Annotated in this window: 10 protein-coding genes; 6 read left to right on the top strand and 4 right to left on the bottom strand. The window is 64.8% G+C overall.

What is annotated here, in order from left to right:
- Positions 1–54: 54 nt before the first annotated feature.
- Together AC1RL5_RS04465 and AC1RL5_RS04460 are read right to left on the bottom strand one after the other, a co-directional pair.
- Positions 55–3,696, bottom strand: a complete 3,642-nt coding sequence (locus tag AC1RL5_RS04465) for a transporter substrate-binding domain-containing protein (protein ID WP_176876697.1) — start codon at positions 3,694–3,696, stop codon at positions 55–57.
- Between the two features lie 94 nt (positions 3,697–3,790).
- Complete coding sequence (locus AC1RL5_RS04460) at positions 3,791–4,702, bottom strand: EAL domain-containing protein (RefSeq protein ID WP_176876695.1); 912 nt, start codon at positions 4,700–4,702, stop codon at positions 3,791–3,793.
- Between the two features lie 170 nt (positions 4,703–4,872).
- Here AC1RL5_RS04460 and AC1RL5_RS04455 point away from each other — a divergent pair, with 170 nt between their 5' ends.
- The 4 genes from AC1RL5_RS04455 (at position 4,873) to AC1RL5_RS04440 (ending at position 13,186) form a co-directional block, all read left to right on the top strand.
- Positions 4,873–8,163 carry an ATP-binding protein gene (locus AC1RL5_RS04455; protein ID WP_492588877.1) on the top strand — a complete coding sequence of 1,097 codons (3,291 nt, stop codon included), beginning with the start codon at positions 4,873–4,875 and terminating at the stop codon, positions 8,161–8,163.
- Positions 8,164–8,264: 101 nt separating this feature from the next.
- Entirely contained in the window at positions 8,265–9,371 is a 1,107-nt protein-coding gene (locus tag AC1RL5_RS04450) for a DmpA family aminopeptidase (protein ID WP_072450373.1), read from the top strand.
- Between the two features lie 202 nt (positions 9,372–9,573).
- The gene (locus AC1RL5_RS04445) at positions 9,574–11,259 is read left to right on the top strand and encodes a ShlB/FhaC/HecB family hemolysin secretion/activation protein (protein ID WP_072450371.1); all 1,686 of its coding nucleotides are present in this window, start codon (positions 9,574–9,576) and stop codon (positions 11,257–11,259) included.
- A 130-nt stretch (positions 11,260–11,389) separates the two neighbouring features.
- A complete protein-coding gene (locus tag AC1RL5_RS04440) occupies positions 11,390–13,186 on the top strand; it encodes a two-partner secretion domain-containing protein (RefSeq protein WP_492588879.1) in 1,797 nt (598 codons plus the stop codon).
- 54 nt (positions 13,187–13,240) lie between these two features.
- On the opposite strand, the gene AC1RL5_RS04435 is transcribed toward AC1RL5_RS04440, so the two are convergent.
- A complete protein-coding gene (locus tag AC1RL5_RS04435) occupies positions 13,241–14,038 on the bottom strand; it encodes a LuxR C-terminal-related transcriptional regulator (RefSeq protein ID WP_065364034.1) in 798 nt (265 codons plus the stop codon).
- Between the two features lie 116 nt (positions 14,039–14,154).
- On the opposite strand from AC1RL5_RS04435, the gene AC1RL5_RS04430 reads away from it, so the two are divergent.
- Both AC1RL5_RS04430 and AC1RL5_RS04425 read left to right on the top strand, forming a co-directional pair.
- Entirely contained in the window at positions 14,155–14,970 is an 816-nt protein-coding gene (locus tag AC1RL5_RS04430) for a carbon-nitrogen hydrolase family protein (RefSeq protein ID WP_065364035.1), read from the top strand.
- Positions 14,971–15,069: 99 nt separating this feature from the next.
- A complete protein-coding gene (locus AC1RL5_RS04425) occupies positions 15,070–16,164 on the top strand; it encodes a polyamine ABC transporter substrate-binding protein (protein ID WP_065364036.1) in 1,095 nt (364 codons plus the stop codon).
- Here the strand turns inward: AC1RL5_RS04425 and AC1RL5_RS04420 are convergent.
- Positions 16,161–17,612: an efflux transporter outer membrane subunit gene (locus AC1RL5_RS04420; RefSeq protein WP_072450368.1), complete on the bottom strand. Its 1,452-nt coding sequence runs from the start codon at positions 17,610–17,612 to the stop codon at positions 16,161–16,163. The two genes, AC1RL5_RS04425 and AC1RL5_RS04420, sit on opposite strands and share 4 nt — an antisense overlap.

Here is a 17,612-nt window from a genome sequence, read left to right as displayed (position 1 = left end):
CCCCCGGTAGGGCCGGCGCAGGAGAACCTGCGCCGGCCTTTTTTTGCCTGGACTTCAGTGCGGCAGGGCGAAAGCCTTTTCGATCCGCAGCAGCTCGGCTTCCAGCTCCGCGGTTCTGCCGGGCAAGGTGTCCGGATTGTGTTCCGTGCAAGCCCGCTCCAGGTCCTTGCACAGTTGTGTCAGCCGGGCATTGCGCATGATGGCTGCACTGCCGCGGATACGATGCGACAGGCGCACCAGGGCGTTGACATTCATCTCTTCGCATAACCACCGCAGCTCTTCGAGGTCCCGGCGATTGCTCTTGAGTAGTTCAAGGCGCAACTGTTGCTGAAGTGTCGGGTTGTTGCTCAGTTTGTTGAGGGATTGGCTGGCATCGCCATGGGCCTGGAGGATGGCGCCGGGCGGCGGGGATTCCTCGTAGGCCAGTGTCTGGGCCTGGTCCTGGGGCAACAAGGTCGACAAGCGCTCTTCCAGGGTCGCGAGGCTCACCGGCTTGATCAGGCAGTCACGCATGCCGGCATTGATGCAGCGTTCTATTTCCTCCTGCTGGGCATCGGCGGTCAGCCCGATAATCAGGGTGCGCGGGCGTTGCTGCTCATGCTCCTCGCGGCGAATGGCCAGGGCCAGTTCAACGCCATTCATTTGTGGCATGTGATAGTCGGTGATCAGCAGGTCGAACGCATTCTGCTGCCATAGCTGCAAGGCCTGCACGCCGTTTTCGGCTTCCACCGCCTGGCAGCCGAGGAACTCCAACTGGGCCCGCAGCATCTGCCGGTTGGGGATGTTGTCGTCAGCCACCAGAACTCGGGTGGCCCGCTGTGCTGCGAAACGCAGCTTGTTGATTGTCGGCGCGGGGGCCTCGGGCACCGGCTCCAGCACTTTCAGGCGCAGGGTGACGGTCACTGTGGTTCCCTTGCCTGGGGTGCTGAGCATCTCCAGGGCGCCGCCCATCATTTCGCACAGCGATCGCGATACCACCAGGCCCAGGCCGCTGCCGCCCTGGCCACCGAGGGAGGGCTGGGCCACTTGGGCAAAAGGCCGGAAGAGCAACTGGCGGTCCTCCACCGAGATGCCTCGGCCGGTGTCCTGTACCTGCAACTTGATGTCGAGCATCTGCTCGCCATCGAGTGCGCTTTCAAGGCGGATGCTCACCCGGCCCTGATCGGTGAACTTGATCGCATTGCTCACCAGGTTTGTCAGCACCTGTTTGAAACGCATGGGGTCGATCAGCACATCGAGATTGCTGCCCGCGTCCATTTCCAACAGCAGTTCCAGGTTCTTCTGTTGCGCCAGGCCTTCGAAGACCCGGGCCACGGGCTCCAGCAGTTCCTTGAGGCGGGTACGCCGGGGAAAGAAGCTCAGGCGCCCGGATTCGATACGCACGATGTCCAGGGTATTGCCCAGCAGTTCTAGCAGGTTCTTCGCCGCACTGTGGGCGACATCGATGTGGTAGCGGTCGAGCACCCCTTGATCGGCCCGTTTCAGGACCAGCTCCAGTGTGCCGATCACCGCGCTCATGGGGGTGCGTATTTCATGGCTGATGGTGGCCAGGAACTGGGTTTTCGCCTGGTTCGCTTCATCGGCCTGGCCCTTGGCCTGTTGCAGGTCGTGGACCAGGCGCTGGTGTTCGGAAATATCCTGCCAGCCGCAGATCACTCCCTTGATAGCGCCCGAGGAGTCACGAAATGGCTGGATCCAGTGCTCGATGCACAGGCTGTTGCCGGCAATGACGATCTGATACTGGCGCTCGATGGTGATGCCGCTGTCCATGGCTTGCAGGTAGCTGTTGTGCAGGGCCAGGGCCACCTCGAAGTGCTCGATGGGCATCTCCAGGGCGGTCTTGCCCAGTACCTGGTCCTGACGCAGGTTCATCACCTGCATATAGCTGCGGCTGCAGGACAGCAGGCGGCCCTTGCGGTCGCGCACGTAGATGGGAATGGGCATGGAGTCGTCCAGGGTGCGCTGGAACTGCAACTGATCGCTCAGGGCTTTCTCGGCCAGCAGGCGCCGGCGGATCTGCCGGCGCAGCTGGAAGATGCGGATCATGAACACCGTCATCACCAGTAGAGCGCAGCCGAGAATTTCCAGTATTACCCGCCCGTAGTCGCGCCAGCTCTGGCCACTCATCGCGGCATTGGCCCGCCAGCGAATGGTGATGGCGTTCAATTCATCGGGCGGGATGCTCAGGATCGCCTTGTCGAGGATCGACTGCAGCTGGGTGTCACCGCGGCGCATGGCGAAGCTGGCGGTGGCGGCATCGCCGTCGAGGATGGCGGCGATGCGCAGTTTCTTTTCGTACAGGCGCGCGGTGTAGTAGCGCGCCATGGACAGCGCCATGACGGCGGCGTCCGCCTGCCCGCTGGCCACCATGCTCATTGCCTCCAGATTGTTGGAAGGGCGTAGCAGATGAATCTGCGGGTAATCGACGCCCAGGCTGGCGCTCAGCACATGTCCCCGGGCGATGGCCAGGCGTTTTCCGGACAGCGCAGCGAGGCTGGCGATGTCCTGCCGGCCCTGGGCAGTGACCAGGACAAAGGAGCTGGTGGCAAAGGGGTGAGTGAAACGGAAGGCTTCCTCGCGCTCGATGCTCGGTGTCAGCACCGCGAGGTCGGTTTCGCCGTTGCGCAAGGCTTTCTGGATGCCCTGGAAGCTGGAGGTGCGCTGCACCTCGAAGCGTAGGCCGGTGCGCTGGGTGATGATCTCGAACAGGTCGGAGATCACCCCGTTGAAGCGCCCGTCGGCATCGAAGAATGCGGAGGGGGCCATGTCGTCGTTGATCATCAGCCGGGCTACCGGGTGCCGAGCCAACCAGCGCCGCTCCTGATCGTCGAGGACCACCCGGTCTTCGGGCATGACGATGCCACCACCGGTCCAGCGCTTGACGATAAAGCTCATGCGCAAGGCGCCCAGCGAGGTCAGGGTGCGGTTGAGGATGTGCATCAGGCGCTGGTCGTCGGCGCGCAGGAGAAAGCCGTAGCCCCCGGATTCCAGGTCGATGAAACGGCTGAATTTCAGGTAGTTGAAGAAGCTGTGGTTGATCAGATAGTGGGCGCTCAGGGAGTCGCCGATATAGCCGTCAACGCCCTGGAAGGCCACCGCCGCCATGGCCTGGGCGGCGCTGCTGTAGCTGAGAATCTGCGCCTCGGGGAAGTGGCTGCGAAACAGCTCCGCGGGCAGGTAGTCCTGGACCACGGCGATGGTCATCCCCCGCAGGTCCTCGGGCAGGTTTCGCTCATCGCCCTGGCGTCGATAGAGCGAAGGCGCGTTCTGCGCATAGGGCAAGCTTAGGGCGGTGTCTGGAGTCTGGCGCTGGTAGTCGCTGGCGCGGCTGAGCAGGTCGACCTTGCCGGTCCGCAGGGCTCTCAGAGCGTCTTGGGCGTCATCGAAGCCCAGGACCTGGATCTCGATGTTCAACTGCTGTTTCAGCAGGGCCACCACATCGGCGCTGACCCCTTCGTAGTCACCGTTGCTGTAGATGATATCCATGGGCAGGGAGGAAGGCCCGGCGACCCCCAACACCAGCCGGCGCTTCTCCCGCAACCAGGCCCAGTCTTCGGCGTCCAGCTGGAGTTTCTGCGGCTCGCTGGCCAGTTGGCTGGTGAGGAGCAGGTGGTCCGGCACGGGCGCTGCGTGGCTGCGGAGGGCGAGCAACAGGGTCAGGCAAAGCACGCAGGACGTGATCAGTGACTTGGTCATGAACATAGGACGACTACCAGGGATAAAGCGGTCGGTTAGGGGGGCGAGATGAAGGGGCGCGGGCTCCATGGATCGCAAGGCATGGGCAAGTTACTCAGGCAGAGGCTATGGAACGTCGCGAGCGGGCGTTGTGCAGGCAGTAGTTGATCAGGTGCTGCTCCGGCATCGGCCGGCCGATGGCGAAACCTTGGACGACGGGGCAACCCAGGGCCTTGAGCTGCTTCATCTGCGCTGGTGTCTCCACTCCCTCGACCACCAGTGACAGGCCCAGGGTGGCGGCCAGTCGCACGGTGCTTTCCACCACGCTGCGGCAGGTGGGATGGGAGTCCAGCTTGCGTACGAACGAGGCGTCCAGCTTGATCTGGTTGAACGGCAGGTCGCACAGCCGCTCCAGCGAAGAGAAGCCGCGACCATAGTCGTCCATCGACAAGCCGCAGCCCAGCACCCGCAGTTGCAGCAGGTTCTTCAGGCTGACGGCGGGCAAGTGGATGGAGCCGGTCTCGGTCAGTTCGAACATGATGCCTTCGGCCGGGCAGCGGTACTCGCGCAACAGATCGCTGACACCCTTGCTGAACCCTGGGCTGCTCAACTGCTGGGGCTCCAGGTTGAACGCCAGCTCCATGGTCACACTCAGTTCGGCGAGGATCTGCTGCAATTGCAGCCCCTGCTCGAAGAGCTGGGCAAACAGCAGGTGCACCAGGCCGGCCTGGCACATCACGGGCAGAAAATGCTCCGGTGCCAGTATCCCAGCCTCGGGGTGGTCCCAGCGCGCCAGGACTTCGGCCCCGGCCAGCCTGCCATCGAGCAGTGACAGCTTGGGCTGGTAATAGGCGACGAACTCGTGGCGCCTGAGGCCCAGGAGCACTTCATCGGCACTGGGGGCGGCCAGTGGTACAGGGCTGAAAGATCCGGCGTCGGATCTGGGCGTCCCGTGTTGCGCTCGCCGCGCCGCGGGCACGGGCGCGCGGTCAAGCAAGGCGGTGCGGTTGAGGAAGGAGTTTTTCATGGTGCTCGACGATCCAATACGGTCTACCCACATTGGCGTAGCTCGATCAGACTGTCAGTCGGCGTTTTCGATGATAAATGTAGGACCGCTCCTACAATGGCAACAAGTTCAGGTAGTGTGCGTGACCCTCGCGGGTGCGGGGTGATGTTGATGAAGGACCTTTGGGGAGCATGAGATGCAACAAACAGCAGGTTTCGCCGGTTCACCCTCCCATGGTCTATAGACAATCCAGGGTCAAGCGCCTGGAGCGCGTGTCGCTGCGATTGAACCTCGGCCTGGTGATTTCCTTCCTGCTACTGGTGTTTTTCGTGAGTGCCGGTTACTGGGCGACCTACAAGGTGATGCGAGGTGAACTGGTCAAGGTCAATTACCACTTCCTGCGCCTGGTGGCCCGGGCCAACGACCATGAGACCTTTTTGCTGCGTGCCATCAAGAGCAGCGGTTCCAGCACCTACCGGCCCGAGACCGACTACCGGGGCTATATCTTCACGGAAATGCCCAAGGGTGATGTGCGCATCTACGAGGGCCTGGCGTCGCAGTACCTGACCAAGGTGTCCGTGGTCCTGCCCGAACACACCGACCGCCTGGGCCCCAGGGTCATCAACCGGCAGCTGGGGCTGGCCCGGGGCCTTGCCAATGTCTACAGCGACTTCTGGATCGGTTCCTCCTTTACCGCGCCACAGATGTTCCTGTTCGACCTGGACCGTCACTTCGACATCGCCATTCCCTGGATCGAAACCCAGCCGCAGCAGGTTGGCGCTACGCAGCCCGACCTGTTGCCGGTGCTGAGCCGGGTCAAGGCGGCGATTCGCCGCGACCCACCGAAAAACAGCGATCTGATCGTGCGCTGGAGCCCCGCCGAGCCGTTCATGATGAACGGGCGCCAGGCCCTGCTGGCCTATGTCCTCGATCAGACGGCGGACGAGTACCGGGTGGCGGGGCGTGCGCCACGTGAGGTGGTGGCAGCCACCCTGCTGGAACTGAGTGAGCTCAACGATTTCGGCGAGCGGATCGACAGGCAGTTCTATGAGCGGCCGGACTTCGAGTCCATCGACCTGCTGGCCCCCGACGGGCGCTTGCTGGTGGGTGCTGCCGACAGTGAAATCCGGGACTATCAGAACGGCTTGCACCTGAGCGCATCGGGGCTGCTGATCAAGCGCAGCGCCGGTACCCAGGGCACCTGGCAGGCGCTGTACCGGATCAGCTACAAGAGCCTGCTGGAGGACGGATTCTGGCCGCTGCTGAGCCTGTTGGGGCTGCTGCTGACGTGCGTCTTCGGTGGCTGGGGAGTGATCGAGTGGTATCGGCGGCGGGTGGTGGAGCCGGCCGGCAGCGATTTTCGGCAATTGCTGGTTACCCATGATTTCAACCACTCCATCCTGCAGACCGTACCGCTGGCGTTGTGTGTGGTCAGGGGCCCGACGCTGCAGCCGGTAACGCATAACAGTTTGTATGGGGCCTGGCTGGGAGAAGCCACGGACCTGCGTTTGCTGATGCAGCACTGGGAAATGTTCGACCAGGGCCGGCCGATTTCGGGAGAAGGCTGCCTGGAAGTCGGCCCGCGTTCCTTGTACGTGCGTTTTGCGCCCACCGACTACCAGGGTGAGGATGTGCTGCTGTGCACCTTTACCGACATCACGTCGCACCGCGAAGCCGCGGCCTCGCTGATCATGGCCCGGGATGCGGCGGATGCCGCCAACGAGCAGAAGAGCAACTTCGTCGCCACCGTCAGCCATGAGATCCGAACACCCTTGTATGGTGCCCTGGGGACCCTGGAGCTGTTGGCGATGACTGACCTGAGCGAGCGTCAGCGCGCCTACCTGCGCACCATCGACAGTTCATCGACGCTGCTGCTGCAACTGATCAGCGATGTGCTGGATGTGTCCAAGATCGAGGCCGGGCAAATGGTGCCTGAATCGGTCAGGTTCAACCCACGGGAGCTGCTGGAAGAAACCCTGCGGGGCTTTTCGGCCATGGCCGCGAGCAAGGGCCTGGCGCTGTACGCCTGCATCGACCAGCCGTTGCCGGTGGAGGTCCTGGGGGACAGCCTGCGCATCCGGCAGATCGTCGGTAACCTGATCAGCAACGCCATCAAGTTCACCGCTCACGGGCGGGTGGCGGTGAGCCTGAGCCAGGTGCCGTGCGCAACGGGCCGGGCTCGCTTGCAATGGCAGGTGGCCGATAGCGGGCCGGGCATACCCCAGGAGGTGCAGGCGCGCCTGTTCGAACGTTTCTACCAGCGGGACAACCGGCAGCCGAACATACGCGGTACCGGACTGGGCCTGCCGATCTGCGCCAGCCTCGGCCAGATGCTGGGGGGGCACCTGAGTTTCAGCAGCGAAGAGGGCCAGGGCAGCACATTCAGCTTCGCCCTCGACCTTGAACTGGCGGAGTCCGAGGGGGCCGCCCCAGTGGACCTGCGCCTGCAGGGCAAGCGCGTACACCTGCGTACCCCGTTCGCCGATCTGAGCGCCAGCCTCGGCGCCTGGTTGCAGCAGCACGGGGCGCGGGTGTCGACCCAGCCCGAGGCTCCGGGCGACATGCCCGATGTCATGCTGGAGGTGATGCCTGAAGCCCTGGCCGGCCTGGACTGGGCCGGAACCAAGGTCTTTGCCCAGCACGATTTCAATCTTCAGCCTCAGGTCATAGGCAAGGACATCCTGGTCAATCAGCACAGCCTGCCGGCCATCCTCCAGGCCTTGAACATGGCGCTGACGGGGGAGGTGTGCGAGCCCGACACCACGCCCGGTGTAGCGAGCAGACAACCGCTGGGCCTGAGCGTGCTGCTGGCCGAGGACAGTCCGGTGAACCAGTTGCTGATGAAGGAACAGCTGGAAACCATCGGCTGCCTGGTGGATGTGGCCAGCAATGGCATCGAAGGCTTGCACCTGCTTGACCAGCAGGCCTACGACCTGATCCTCACCGACGTCAACATGCCGCTCATGGACGGCTATGCCTTCGCCCAGAGCGTGCGCGAACGCAACCTGGACACGCCGATCATCGGTGTCACTGCCAACGCCTTGCGCGAGGAGGGGGAGCACTGCATCCGCGTCGGGATGAACAACTGGCTGACCAAGCCGATTGATATCCAGGGGCTTTACTTGTGTCTCAAGGCGGCCATCGAGATCCCGTTGCAGCACGTGGTTGCCGACGCTGTCCAGGCAACGGGCCTACCCCAGGACGATCCGTTGCGCGTGCCCGAGCGCATGCTGGAGCTGTTCCAGCTCACCATCGGCCAGGACCTGGAGGCGCTCAAGGCCGCGCTGGCAGGGGGCGACAAGGTGCAGCTGATGGACCAGTTGCACCGCATTCGCGGTGCCCTGGCAGTGGGCAAGGCCAAGAGCCTGATCCTGGTTTGCGCCAGCCTTGAAGCCTCGGTGGGCGGCCATGGTGCCAGGCTGGAGGAGGGCCAGTTGCAGCGATTCATCGAACGGGTCGAGCGGCTGATCAGCCAGCTCTGAGCGGCTAACCCGCCGGGGGTAATGCAACGGGGTAATCGTCAGCGGTTGTGCGGATTCTTACACTTCGACCCCTTGATTGTTCGACAGTGGAGACCGCAACCATGCGTATACGCGACCTTGGCATCACCCTCGGCACCGGTACCCCCGGCATCTACAACGCTATTACCGATGTGCCGGGGGTGCGTGTCGGCCATCACACCCTCAACCTGGAAACCGCCGATGCGTCGATCCATACCGGCGTCACAGTGATCGAGCCGCGGGCCGGTTCGGCCCACCTGGAGCCGTGCTTCGCCGGGGTCCATGTGCTCAATGGCAACGGCGATGCCACGGGCCTGGAGTGGATCCGCGAGGCTGGCTTGCTGGCCACACCCATTGCCTACACCAACACCCATAGCGTTGGCGTGGTGCGTGACGCCCTGGTGGCGGCCGAGCGAGAAATGGCCAGGCAACATACTTACTGGTGCATGCCGGTGGTGCTGGAAACCTACGACGGCGTGCTCAGCGATATCTGGGGCCAGCACGTGACGGCCGAACACCTCCACGCAGCCCTGAGCCAGGCCAGTTCCGGGCCGGTGGCGGAGGGCAACGTCGGAGGAGGCACCGGCATGATCTGCCACGAATTCAAGGGCGGTATCGGCACATCTTCGCGGGTCCTGAGCCAGGAGCAGGGTGGCTGGACCGTGGGCGTCCTGGTACAGGCCAACTATGGAGTGCGCGAAGCGTTGCGGGTGGCCGGCTACCCGGTGGGCACGGTACTGGGGGACGTGGCGTCACCGTTCAAGGGCCCGACTCCGGTCGGTGAGGCCGGCATGGGTTCGATCGTGATCACCATCGCCACCGACGCGCCCCTGCTGCCACACCAGTGCACGCGCCTGGCGCAGAGGGCCAGCATCGGCCTGGCGCGGGTCGGGGGAGGCACCGAGGATTCCAGCGGAGACATCTTCCTGGCGTTTTCGGTGGGCAATCGCAACCTGCCGGTGGCCAATCACGGCCACCCCGGTGCTCCGACCAGCGCCTTGCAGATGGTCAACAACGATTACATTTCAGCGCTGTTCGTGGCGGCCGCCGATGCGGTGGAAGAGGCCATTCTCAACGCCATGCTGGCCGCTCGCGATCTGTCGGGCTGTGGCAGCCAGGCCCTTGCGCTCACTCCCGAACGCTTGCTGGCTGCCCTGGAGCAGGTCGGCTGGCGACCACGGGGCCAGTGACAGGAGCAGGCACACGGGGTTGAGACTGTGCACCGGATGCTCGATTTATCTGCACAGTCTTGACGATTATTCCTTGAGTCGCTGTCTCCCACTCTTATTCCGGGGCCGCAACATCCACTCTTAGACTTCGCCGCAATTGCCCTGACATGCCTCCAACCCTCATCGGACGGGGCTGCATTGTCATCCTGCGGAGAGACCTCAGTTGTCGAGATGGAAAGGCCCCTGGCCCTTGCGCGGCCTGATCGCCCTGGTGCTGCTTGCCCCTCTGGAACAGGGCCTGGGCGCGCCGGCCCTGGGCTCACTGGGCAATGGCTCGCGGCATCAGGACCAGCAACTGGAAGCCTTGCAGGCCCAGGCCTTGAAACCGGTGGACATGCTTGCCGAACAGGCCCCGGTGGCCGGCAGCTCGCTGCGCCTGCCGGCCGAGTCGCCCTGTGTGCTGATCCGCTCGGTGCAGTGGCAGGGCGCCGAGGCCTTTACCTGGATGACCGCTACCTCGCCGATCATTGGCCAGTGCGTCGGCGGCAACGGCCTGGGCTTGCTGCGCCATTGGCTGGCGGAGCAACTGATACTGCGTGGCTACCTTACGACTCAAGTCGCCATTCCGGCCCAGGACCTGGCCGGTGGACGCCTGCTGATCCAAGTGATCGCCGGGCGGATCGGCACTATTGAACAGCAACCCCAGGGTATCGGTTGGGCCCGGCCGTTGTTTCCCGCCGGCCAGGGCCAACTGTTGAATGTGCGCGACCTGGACCAGGCCCTGGAAAACCTGCGGCGCCTGCCGGGGCAGGCCCTGAGTGCCTTTGACCTGATTCCGGGGACGGCCCTGGGCAGCACCGATATCGTCATCCGGCAACCCGAGGAGGTACGCCGGGTGATGGGCATGCTGACCCTGGACAACGCCGGCATCGACGCCACCGGGCGCAATCAGTTGGGTGCCATCCTGGCGATCGATTCGCCCCTGGCCCTGTATGACCAATTGCTGCTGACCGCCAGTTCGGACAGCGCATTCGCCGACCACAGCCTGGGTTCCTGGTCGAGGAGCCTGGCCTGGAACCTGCCTCTGGGCTACACCGCGCTGTCCTTGGGCGCCAGTGAGTGGGGCAGCCGCCAGCAACTGTTCAAAGACGCCGACCAGCGCCTGGGGTTCATCTCCAGGACCCGACGTCTGGATGCCGGCCTCAGCCTGGTGACTTACCGCTCGGCCCACAGCCGGGGCACCTTGCAGGGGCGGTTGGTGCGTCGCCAGGACCGGGCCTGGGTCGGCAACACCGAGTTGGGCCAGCTTTACCGGGACATCACCGGCTATGAACTGAGCATGGCCCACCGGGAAAAATGGAACGCCAGCACCCTGGATTTCGAACTCGGCCTGCGCGGCAGCCTGCCCGGGATGAGCGCAGCGCCGGGGGCGGTCTACGAGGAGCAGTACTGGAACGGTCGTTACCGGATCTTCACCGGCAAGGCGGCAGTGGCCGGTGCCCTTGGCGTGGGCGCCAGCATGCTGGGCTACCAGAGCGGTTTGTTCGTGCAGTACGCGCCGGTGCCGGTGCCGCCCACCGAGTACCTGCAGATCGGTGGCCGCTACACGGTGCGCGGCTTCGATGGCAACAGCACCCTGGCCAGCCCGGGTGGCTGGACCTGGCGCAACGAGCTGGCCGTGGCGGCAGGCTGGGGCAGCCAGTTCTACACGGCCCTGGATGCCGGCCAGGTAGTACCCAGCGCCAGCCTGCGGTCAGGGGAGCGCACCCTGATCGGTAGCGCCGTCGGCCTGCGCGGCAGCTTCAGCGCCCTGAGCTACGACATTGCCCTGGGCCTGCCGTTGAAAAAGCCCGACGACCTCAACAGCCGTACTCCCACCCTGGATTTCTCGTTGCGTAGCCGCTTCTAGGCCATAGCGTTTCGCCAAGCGGCCTGTCTTCCAGCCCTGAACCAGGAGGTGCCACCACCGCCGAACCTGTTACCCGCGTGCCCGCCGATTCAAGCGCACGCCTTATGCCAACAACACCACCGAGATCAATATGAAAACCAAGAATAAATCTACCCCGCACCTGCCACAGCCCGCTTTCGGGGCACAGCGCCTGGCGCTGGCCATCCTGCTGGCACTGCCGCTCCTGGAGCAGAGCGCCCTGGCCCAGCCCGGGCTGGTGGTGGACCCGTCCGCGGCGCTGCGACCGGTGCTCTCGACCAGCAACGGCACGCCGCTGGTGAACATCGTCGCTGCCAATGGTGCGGGCCTGTCCCACAACAAGTTCACCGAGTTCAACGTCGGCCAGGCCGGGCTGATCCTCAACAACAGCACCACGGGTGTGCAGACCAGCCTGGGCGGCGCCATAGCCGGCAACAGCCTGCTCAATGGCCAGTCGGCAAGCGTTATTCTCAACGAGGTAACCGGGAAAATGGCCTCCCAGCTCAACGGCGTGATTGAAGTCGCCGGTGCCAATGCGCGGGTGATCGTGGCCAACCCCAACGGCATTTCCACCCAGGGCGCGGGGTTCATCAATGCCAATCGAGTGACCCTGGTGGCCGGCAACGCTGTGCTGGACGGGCAGGGTGGAGTTGCGCGCCTGCATACCGAGAATGGCCAGATCCGTATCGAAGGCGCGGGCCTGGATGGTTCCGGGGCCAATGAAGTGGACCTGGTAGCCCGTACCATTCAGTTGAATGCGGCGCTGCAGGCGCAGAAGCTCAACCTGTCCGCACTCAAGGGCGATGTGAGTGCCAGCAACACCTTGTCCCTGGCCAGCTCCGGCAGCGCTGGACAGTCCGCGGTGGGGGTGATCATCAACGGCAAGGAGCAGGGCTTTACCGGCAACCAGATCATCATCAATGGCCAGGTGCAATCGGGTTCCGACTTTGCCGACAAACCCTTCAACAGCAGCCAGTTCGGCAAGGGCAACACCCCGGTGGTTTCCGGCCCGCCAGTGCCGGCGGCTGGCGTTTCAGTGCCGGAGGTGGTGGCTGAGACGGTTGTTCCCGAGGTCGCCATCGATGTGGCTCGCCTGGGCAGCATGCACGCGGACTCGATCCGCATGCTGGGCCGATCCGCCGGTGTCGGGGTCAATGTGGCGGGGCAGGTCAAGGCCCTGACCGGCAACCTCACTGTCACCGCTGATGGCAAGGTGCAGGTGGCCGCTGGTGGGGTCCTGGAAGCCGGGCAGGCACTGTCGATCACCGGCGGCCTGGACAACCAGGGCCGGGTTTCGGGTGCCCGGGTCTCGGTCAACGGCGACACGCTTCAGGGTCGACAGGGGTCGCTCGTGGCGCACGGCAGCCTGTCGCTGCAAGGCGCCCTGGAAAACCATGGCACCCTGCGCAGCGGGCAGGCGATGACTCTCAACGCCAGCAAGGTATTCAACGACAATCTGATCCACAGCGGCGCTTCGCTGACTGCCTACGGCGCCCTGGAGAATCACGGCACCCTGCGCAGCGAGCAGTCCATGACCCTCAACAACAGCACGCTGTTCAACGATAAGGTGATTCACAGTGGCGCCTCCCTGACGCTCCTGGGCAGCCGCCTGGACAACACTGCCAGCGGTACCATCACCAGTCGCGGCAGGCTCACCAACTGGGTCGGCAGCCAGCGCAATCAAGGGGTACTGGGGGGCGGTTATGCCGAGCCTCCACGCCAGTCCGGCGCAGCGGCGACTCCTGTCTCCAGCGTGGCGCTCAAGCCGGCTCCTGCCGTGCTTTCGGCCTATGGCCATGGCTCCTACGGCTACGCACAGGTCCAGTGGACAGCTCCGAGCTACGTCTGGACCGGGCTCTCGGAAATGGCCTACCAGGCGCCGGGGCGAGGTAACTACCTGCGCTTCTAATGCCTGAAACTGCGGGGGGCGGGGCGCTGGCCGCTGCGCCCCCACGGCCAGGCATCAGGCGTCCTGGGCCTGGAGGAACAGGGCAAACAGCTCGGACTGGGACTTGATCCCCAGCTTGCTGTACATGTGCTTGCGGTGAACCTTGACCGTCTCGGCGGAAATCCCCAGCTTGCGCGCAATCTCCTTGTTCGAGCAGCCACTGAGCAACCACTGGCCCACATCCAACTCCCGCGCCGAAAGGGGCGAACTCAACTGGGCAGTGGCCTGTTCCAGGCGGCTCTGCCAGTTGGGCGCGCTGGGCGTCGTGGCTTGGGGCTCGGACTCGAAATGCAGGCGCTGGCGCATCAGCGCCGCGATCCAGGGTTGCACCAGGCTCAGCAGGGCAGTCTGCTCAGGGCTGAAACGCGACTGGCTGCCCAGCGACAGGCTGAGGGTACGCTCGCCGTCCAGCAGGATGTTGATGTGCACCTCGTCGGTCAGCACGTTCAGGCAGAAATAGCGCTGGTAGTAATCGGTCTGCTCGAAGCATTCCGGGGCCACGTCCTGCAGGCGAAACAGGCCACTGCGCGGATGTTCCCTGGCGTGGATGTAGAACGGATCCAGCAGGTACAGCCCCTTGAGATAGTCCTGGAACAGGGAGTCGGCTTCGCCGTCCGTTGCCGGGGATTCGGCCAGTAACCGGGGCCGGCCGCCGCTGAAGACCAGCACCACCCAATTGTCCACCGGCACATAGTGCTGCAGCAGGCGCACCAGGGCGCTCCAGAAATTGTCCCGGTCCAGGGTCTCGATAACGCGGCCCACGGCGTCGTGCCAGGCCACGTCCTGCAAGGTCAGGCGCGTTTCACTACCCATTGAGGGGTACCCCATCGAAGTGATTTTTTGCCGCGTCGCGGCGCTCCATACTCGGCCCGTCCCCGGCACCTGCGGTCGCAAGCCCCGGGCGTCGCCAACGAGTGCAAGGATTAGAAATGAACATTGAACTGGTACAACTGGCCGGCCGTGACGGCGACACCGCTTATAACCTGGACCGGGTGCTCGAAGCCATTGCAACCTGCGCTGGCGACACCGATCTGCTGGTGTTCCCCGAAACTTGCCTGACCGGCTTCCTCAGCGCCGTGCAGTTGGCCGAGTGCGCTGAAACCCTGGACGGGCCGAGTGTCCAGGCGGTGCTGCAGCAGGTCCGTGAGCGTCAGGTCGCGGTGGTCATCGGCCTGGCCGAGCGGGCCGGGGAGCATTACTACAACAGCTCACTGCTGCTGACCCCCGAGGGCATCGCCTTGCATTACCGCAAGACCCACCTATGGCCCTCGGAGCGCGGTGCGTTCTGCCCCGGCGACCGGTTCACCACGGTGCTGTGGAAGGGGCTGCGGGTCGGCATCCTGATCTGCTACGACATCGAGTTGCCGGAAACGGCCCGGGCCCTGGCACAACTGGGGGCCGAACTGATCATCGTCACCAACGGCAACATGGACCCCTACGGCCCGGTGCACCGCACCGCGATCATGGCTCGAGCCCAGGAAAATCAGCTGTTCGCGGTCATGGTCAACCGGGTGGGCGAGGGCGATGACGGCCTGGTCTTCGCCGGGGGCAGCGCTGCCATCGACCCGTTCGGGCAGGTGCTGTGGGAAGCCGGGCGCGAGGCGTGCCAGCAGCGCGTGAGCCTCGACCTGCACCAGCTCAAGGCCTCGCGCCGCGACTACCACTACCTCAGCGACCGCCGTCTGCCCCTACCCGGTGAACAGGTGGAGCACCCGGACGGGCGCCGCGAGCTGCTGATTCCCTGATTCCTGCCCATTGCTCTGATTCCTGCCACAACAATCCCAAAAACAGCAGGCGCGGCCACCTTCCCCATGGAGCAGGGGCCGACGCTATGGAGCTTGACGATGAAAACCCTTCACTGCGTTCCCCTGGCCCTGGCCTTGAATTTCTGCCTGGCCTTTACCGCCAGCGCCGAACCCAAGGTGCACATCTACAACTGGTACGACTTCATTGCCCCCGAGACCACCAAGGACTTCCAGGCACAGACCTCCGTCGCCGTGACCTATGACGTGTTCGACAACGGTGACGTGATGCAGAGCAAGCTCATGGCCGGCCGCAGCGGCTACGACGTGGTAGTGGCCACCGGCGACCTGCTGCCGAACCTGATCAAGGCAGGGGTGCTCAAGGAACTGGACCGCAGCCAGTTGCCCAACTGGTCCAACCTGGACCCGCAGATCCTGGCCAAGGTGCAGGGCAACGACCCGGGCAATCGCTATGCCGTACCCTACCTGTGGGGCACCACGGGCATTGGCTACGACGCAGACAAGGTCCGGGCGATCCTCGGGCCGGACGCCCCGGTGGATTCCTGGGACCTGATCTTCAAGGAGCAGAACCTCGCCCGGCTCAGCCAGTGCGGTGTGGCCATGCTCGATGCCCCAGGCGAGATCGTCCCCATTGCCCTGCATTACCTGGGGTTGCCCTACAACAGCCAGAACCCCGAGGACTACCGCAAGGCCGAGGCCCTGCTGCTGAAGCTGCGCCCCTATGTGCGCTACTTCGATTCCTCGAAGTTCATCACCGACCTGGCCAATGGCAATATCTGCGTGGTAGTGGGCTGGGCCGGCGGTGTGCTTGACGCCAAGAGCGCATCGGAGGCCGCCGGCAACGGCCGCCAGATCGAGTACCGGATTCCCCGCGAGGGTGCCCCGATCTGGGTGGAGAGCCTGGTGTTGCTCAACGACGCACCCAACCCGCAGCAGGGCTTGCAGTTCATCGACTACATGCTGCGCCCCCAGGTGATCGCCGCGACCACCCGCTACCTGAAGTACCCCAATGGCAACCTGGCGGCCAAGGCGCTGGTGGAGCAGCAGATCCGTGACAACCCCAGCGTCTACCCGAGCGCTGCGGTGCTCGACACTCTGTTCCCCCTGGAACCGCTGCCGTTGAAACTGGAGCGGGTGCGTACCCGGGTCTGGAGCAAGGTCAAGAGCGGTAGCTAGTCCCGAGTGGCAACAGCGGCGGCGCTGGTTGCCTCTGGCGCTCGCCAGCCGCCCCCCAGCGCCTTGTACAGCGCCACCACATTCACATAGGACGCGGTATCCGCCTGGGCCAGGGCATCCTCGGCCTGCAGCCGGCTGGCCTGGGCCTGCAGCGCCAGCAGATAGGGCGCCGCACCTGCTGTGTAGCGCACCTGGGCCAGGGTGGCGGCGCGGCTACTTTGCCGGGCGGCTTCCAGCAGATCCCCCAGGCGTTGCTGGGACTGGCTGTAGGTGGTCAGGGCGCTCTCGGCTTCCGCCACCGCCAGCAGCACCACCTGCTCGTAACGAGCCTGGGCACCTTGGCTGCGCGCCTCGGCCTGGCGTTGCCGGGCCTTGACACTAGCCAGGTGCAGGGCCGGCCAGCTGATGCCGGGGGTGAAGCTGAAGGCCCGGCTGCTGCCGGCGCCCAGGTCCGCGCCGCGGATGGCCACGAAGCCGAGGAAGCCCCCCAGGTCCACCCGGGGATACAACTCGGCGGTCACCGCACCGATGTCGGCGCTGGAGGCGGCAAAGTCGCGCTCGGCACTGGCGATGTCCGGGCGCTGACGCAGCAGATCGGCGAGGTTGCCGATCGGCAGGCGGGTCGCAAGCGGTACCAGGGCAGCCTGACGATCCAGGGCTTTCAGCTCGCCGGGCTGGGCGGCCACCAGCACCGCCAGGCGATAGCGGGCCAGTTGGCTGCGGGTGTACAGGGGCGCCAGGGAGGCCTGCTGGCGTGCCCGCTCGGCCCGTGCACTGGCCAACTCGTCTTCGGCGCCACGCCCGGCTGCGACCATGGCGGCCACCACCTGCACCATGTGCGTCTGGTTATCCAGGGCTGCCCGGGCCACCTCCAGCTGGCGTTGCGCACCGCGCATCTCGAAGTAATTGCGCGCTACTTCGGCCGCTACCACTATCCGCGCCTGGGCCAGATCGGCCACGGCGGCTTGATCACGGGCGGCCGCAGCTTGGGACAGGCGCTGCAAGCGGCCGAACAGGTCTATCTCCCATTGGGCGTCAAACCCCGCCCGGTAGCTCTTGGCCAGGTTGCGTTCGCCGGCGGGCCCTGGATTGTCCTGGGCCAGGCTGCGGGAATAACCACCGCCGGCGGTCACGGTCGGCAAGCGGTCGAGCTGGCGCTGGTCCAGCTCGGCGCGCGCTTCCAGCAACCGGGCCTGGGCCTGGTGAATGTCCCGATTGCGACTCAGGGCCTGGTCCATCAACTGGTCCAGTTGCGGGTCCTGGAATTGCCGCCACCAGTCGCGCTGCAATTGCTCGCTGGAGTACAGCGCCGGGTCCGGTTGCTGGGACAGGTGCAGCGGCGTCGCAACCTGTGGCTGATAATCGGGGCCCAGGGTGCAGCCACCCAGCCCCAGTGACAGCAGCAGCCAGTACAGGGGCTGCCGCGGGTTGATTGCAAAGTGACGCAT

The organism is Pseudomonas sp. GW822-FHT06D10, from assembly GCF_058799535.1.
This window is presented reverse-complemented; position numbering and strand designations above follow the sequence as displayed.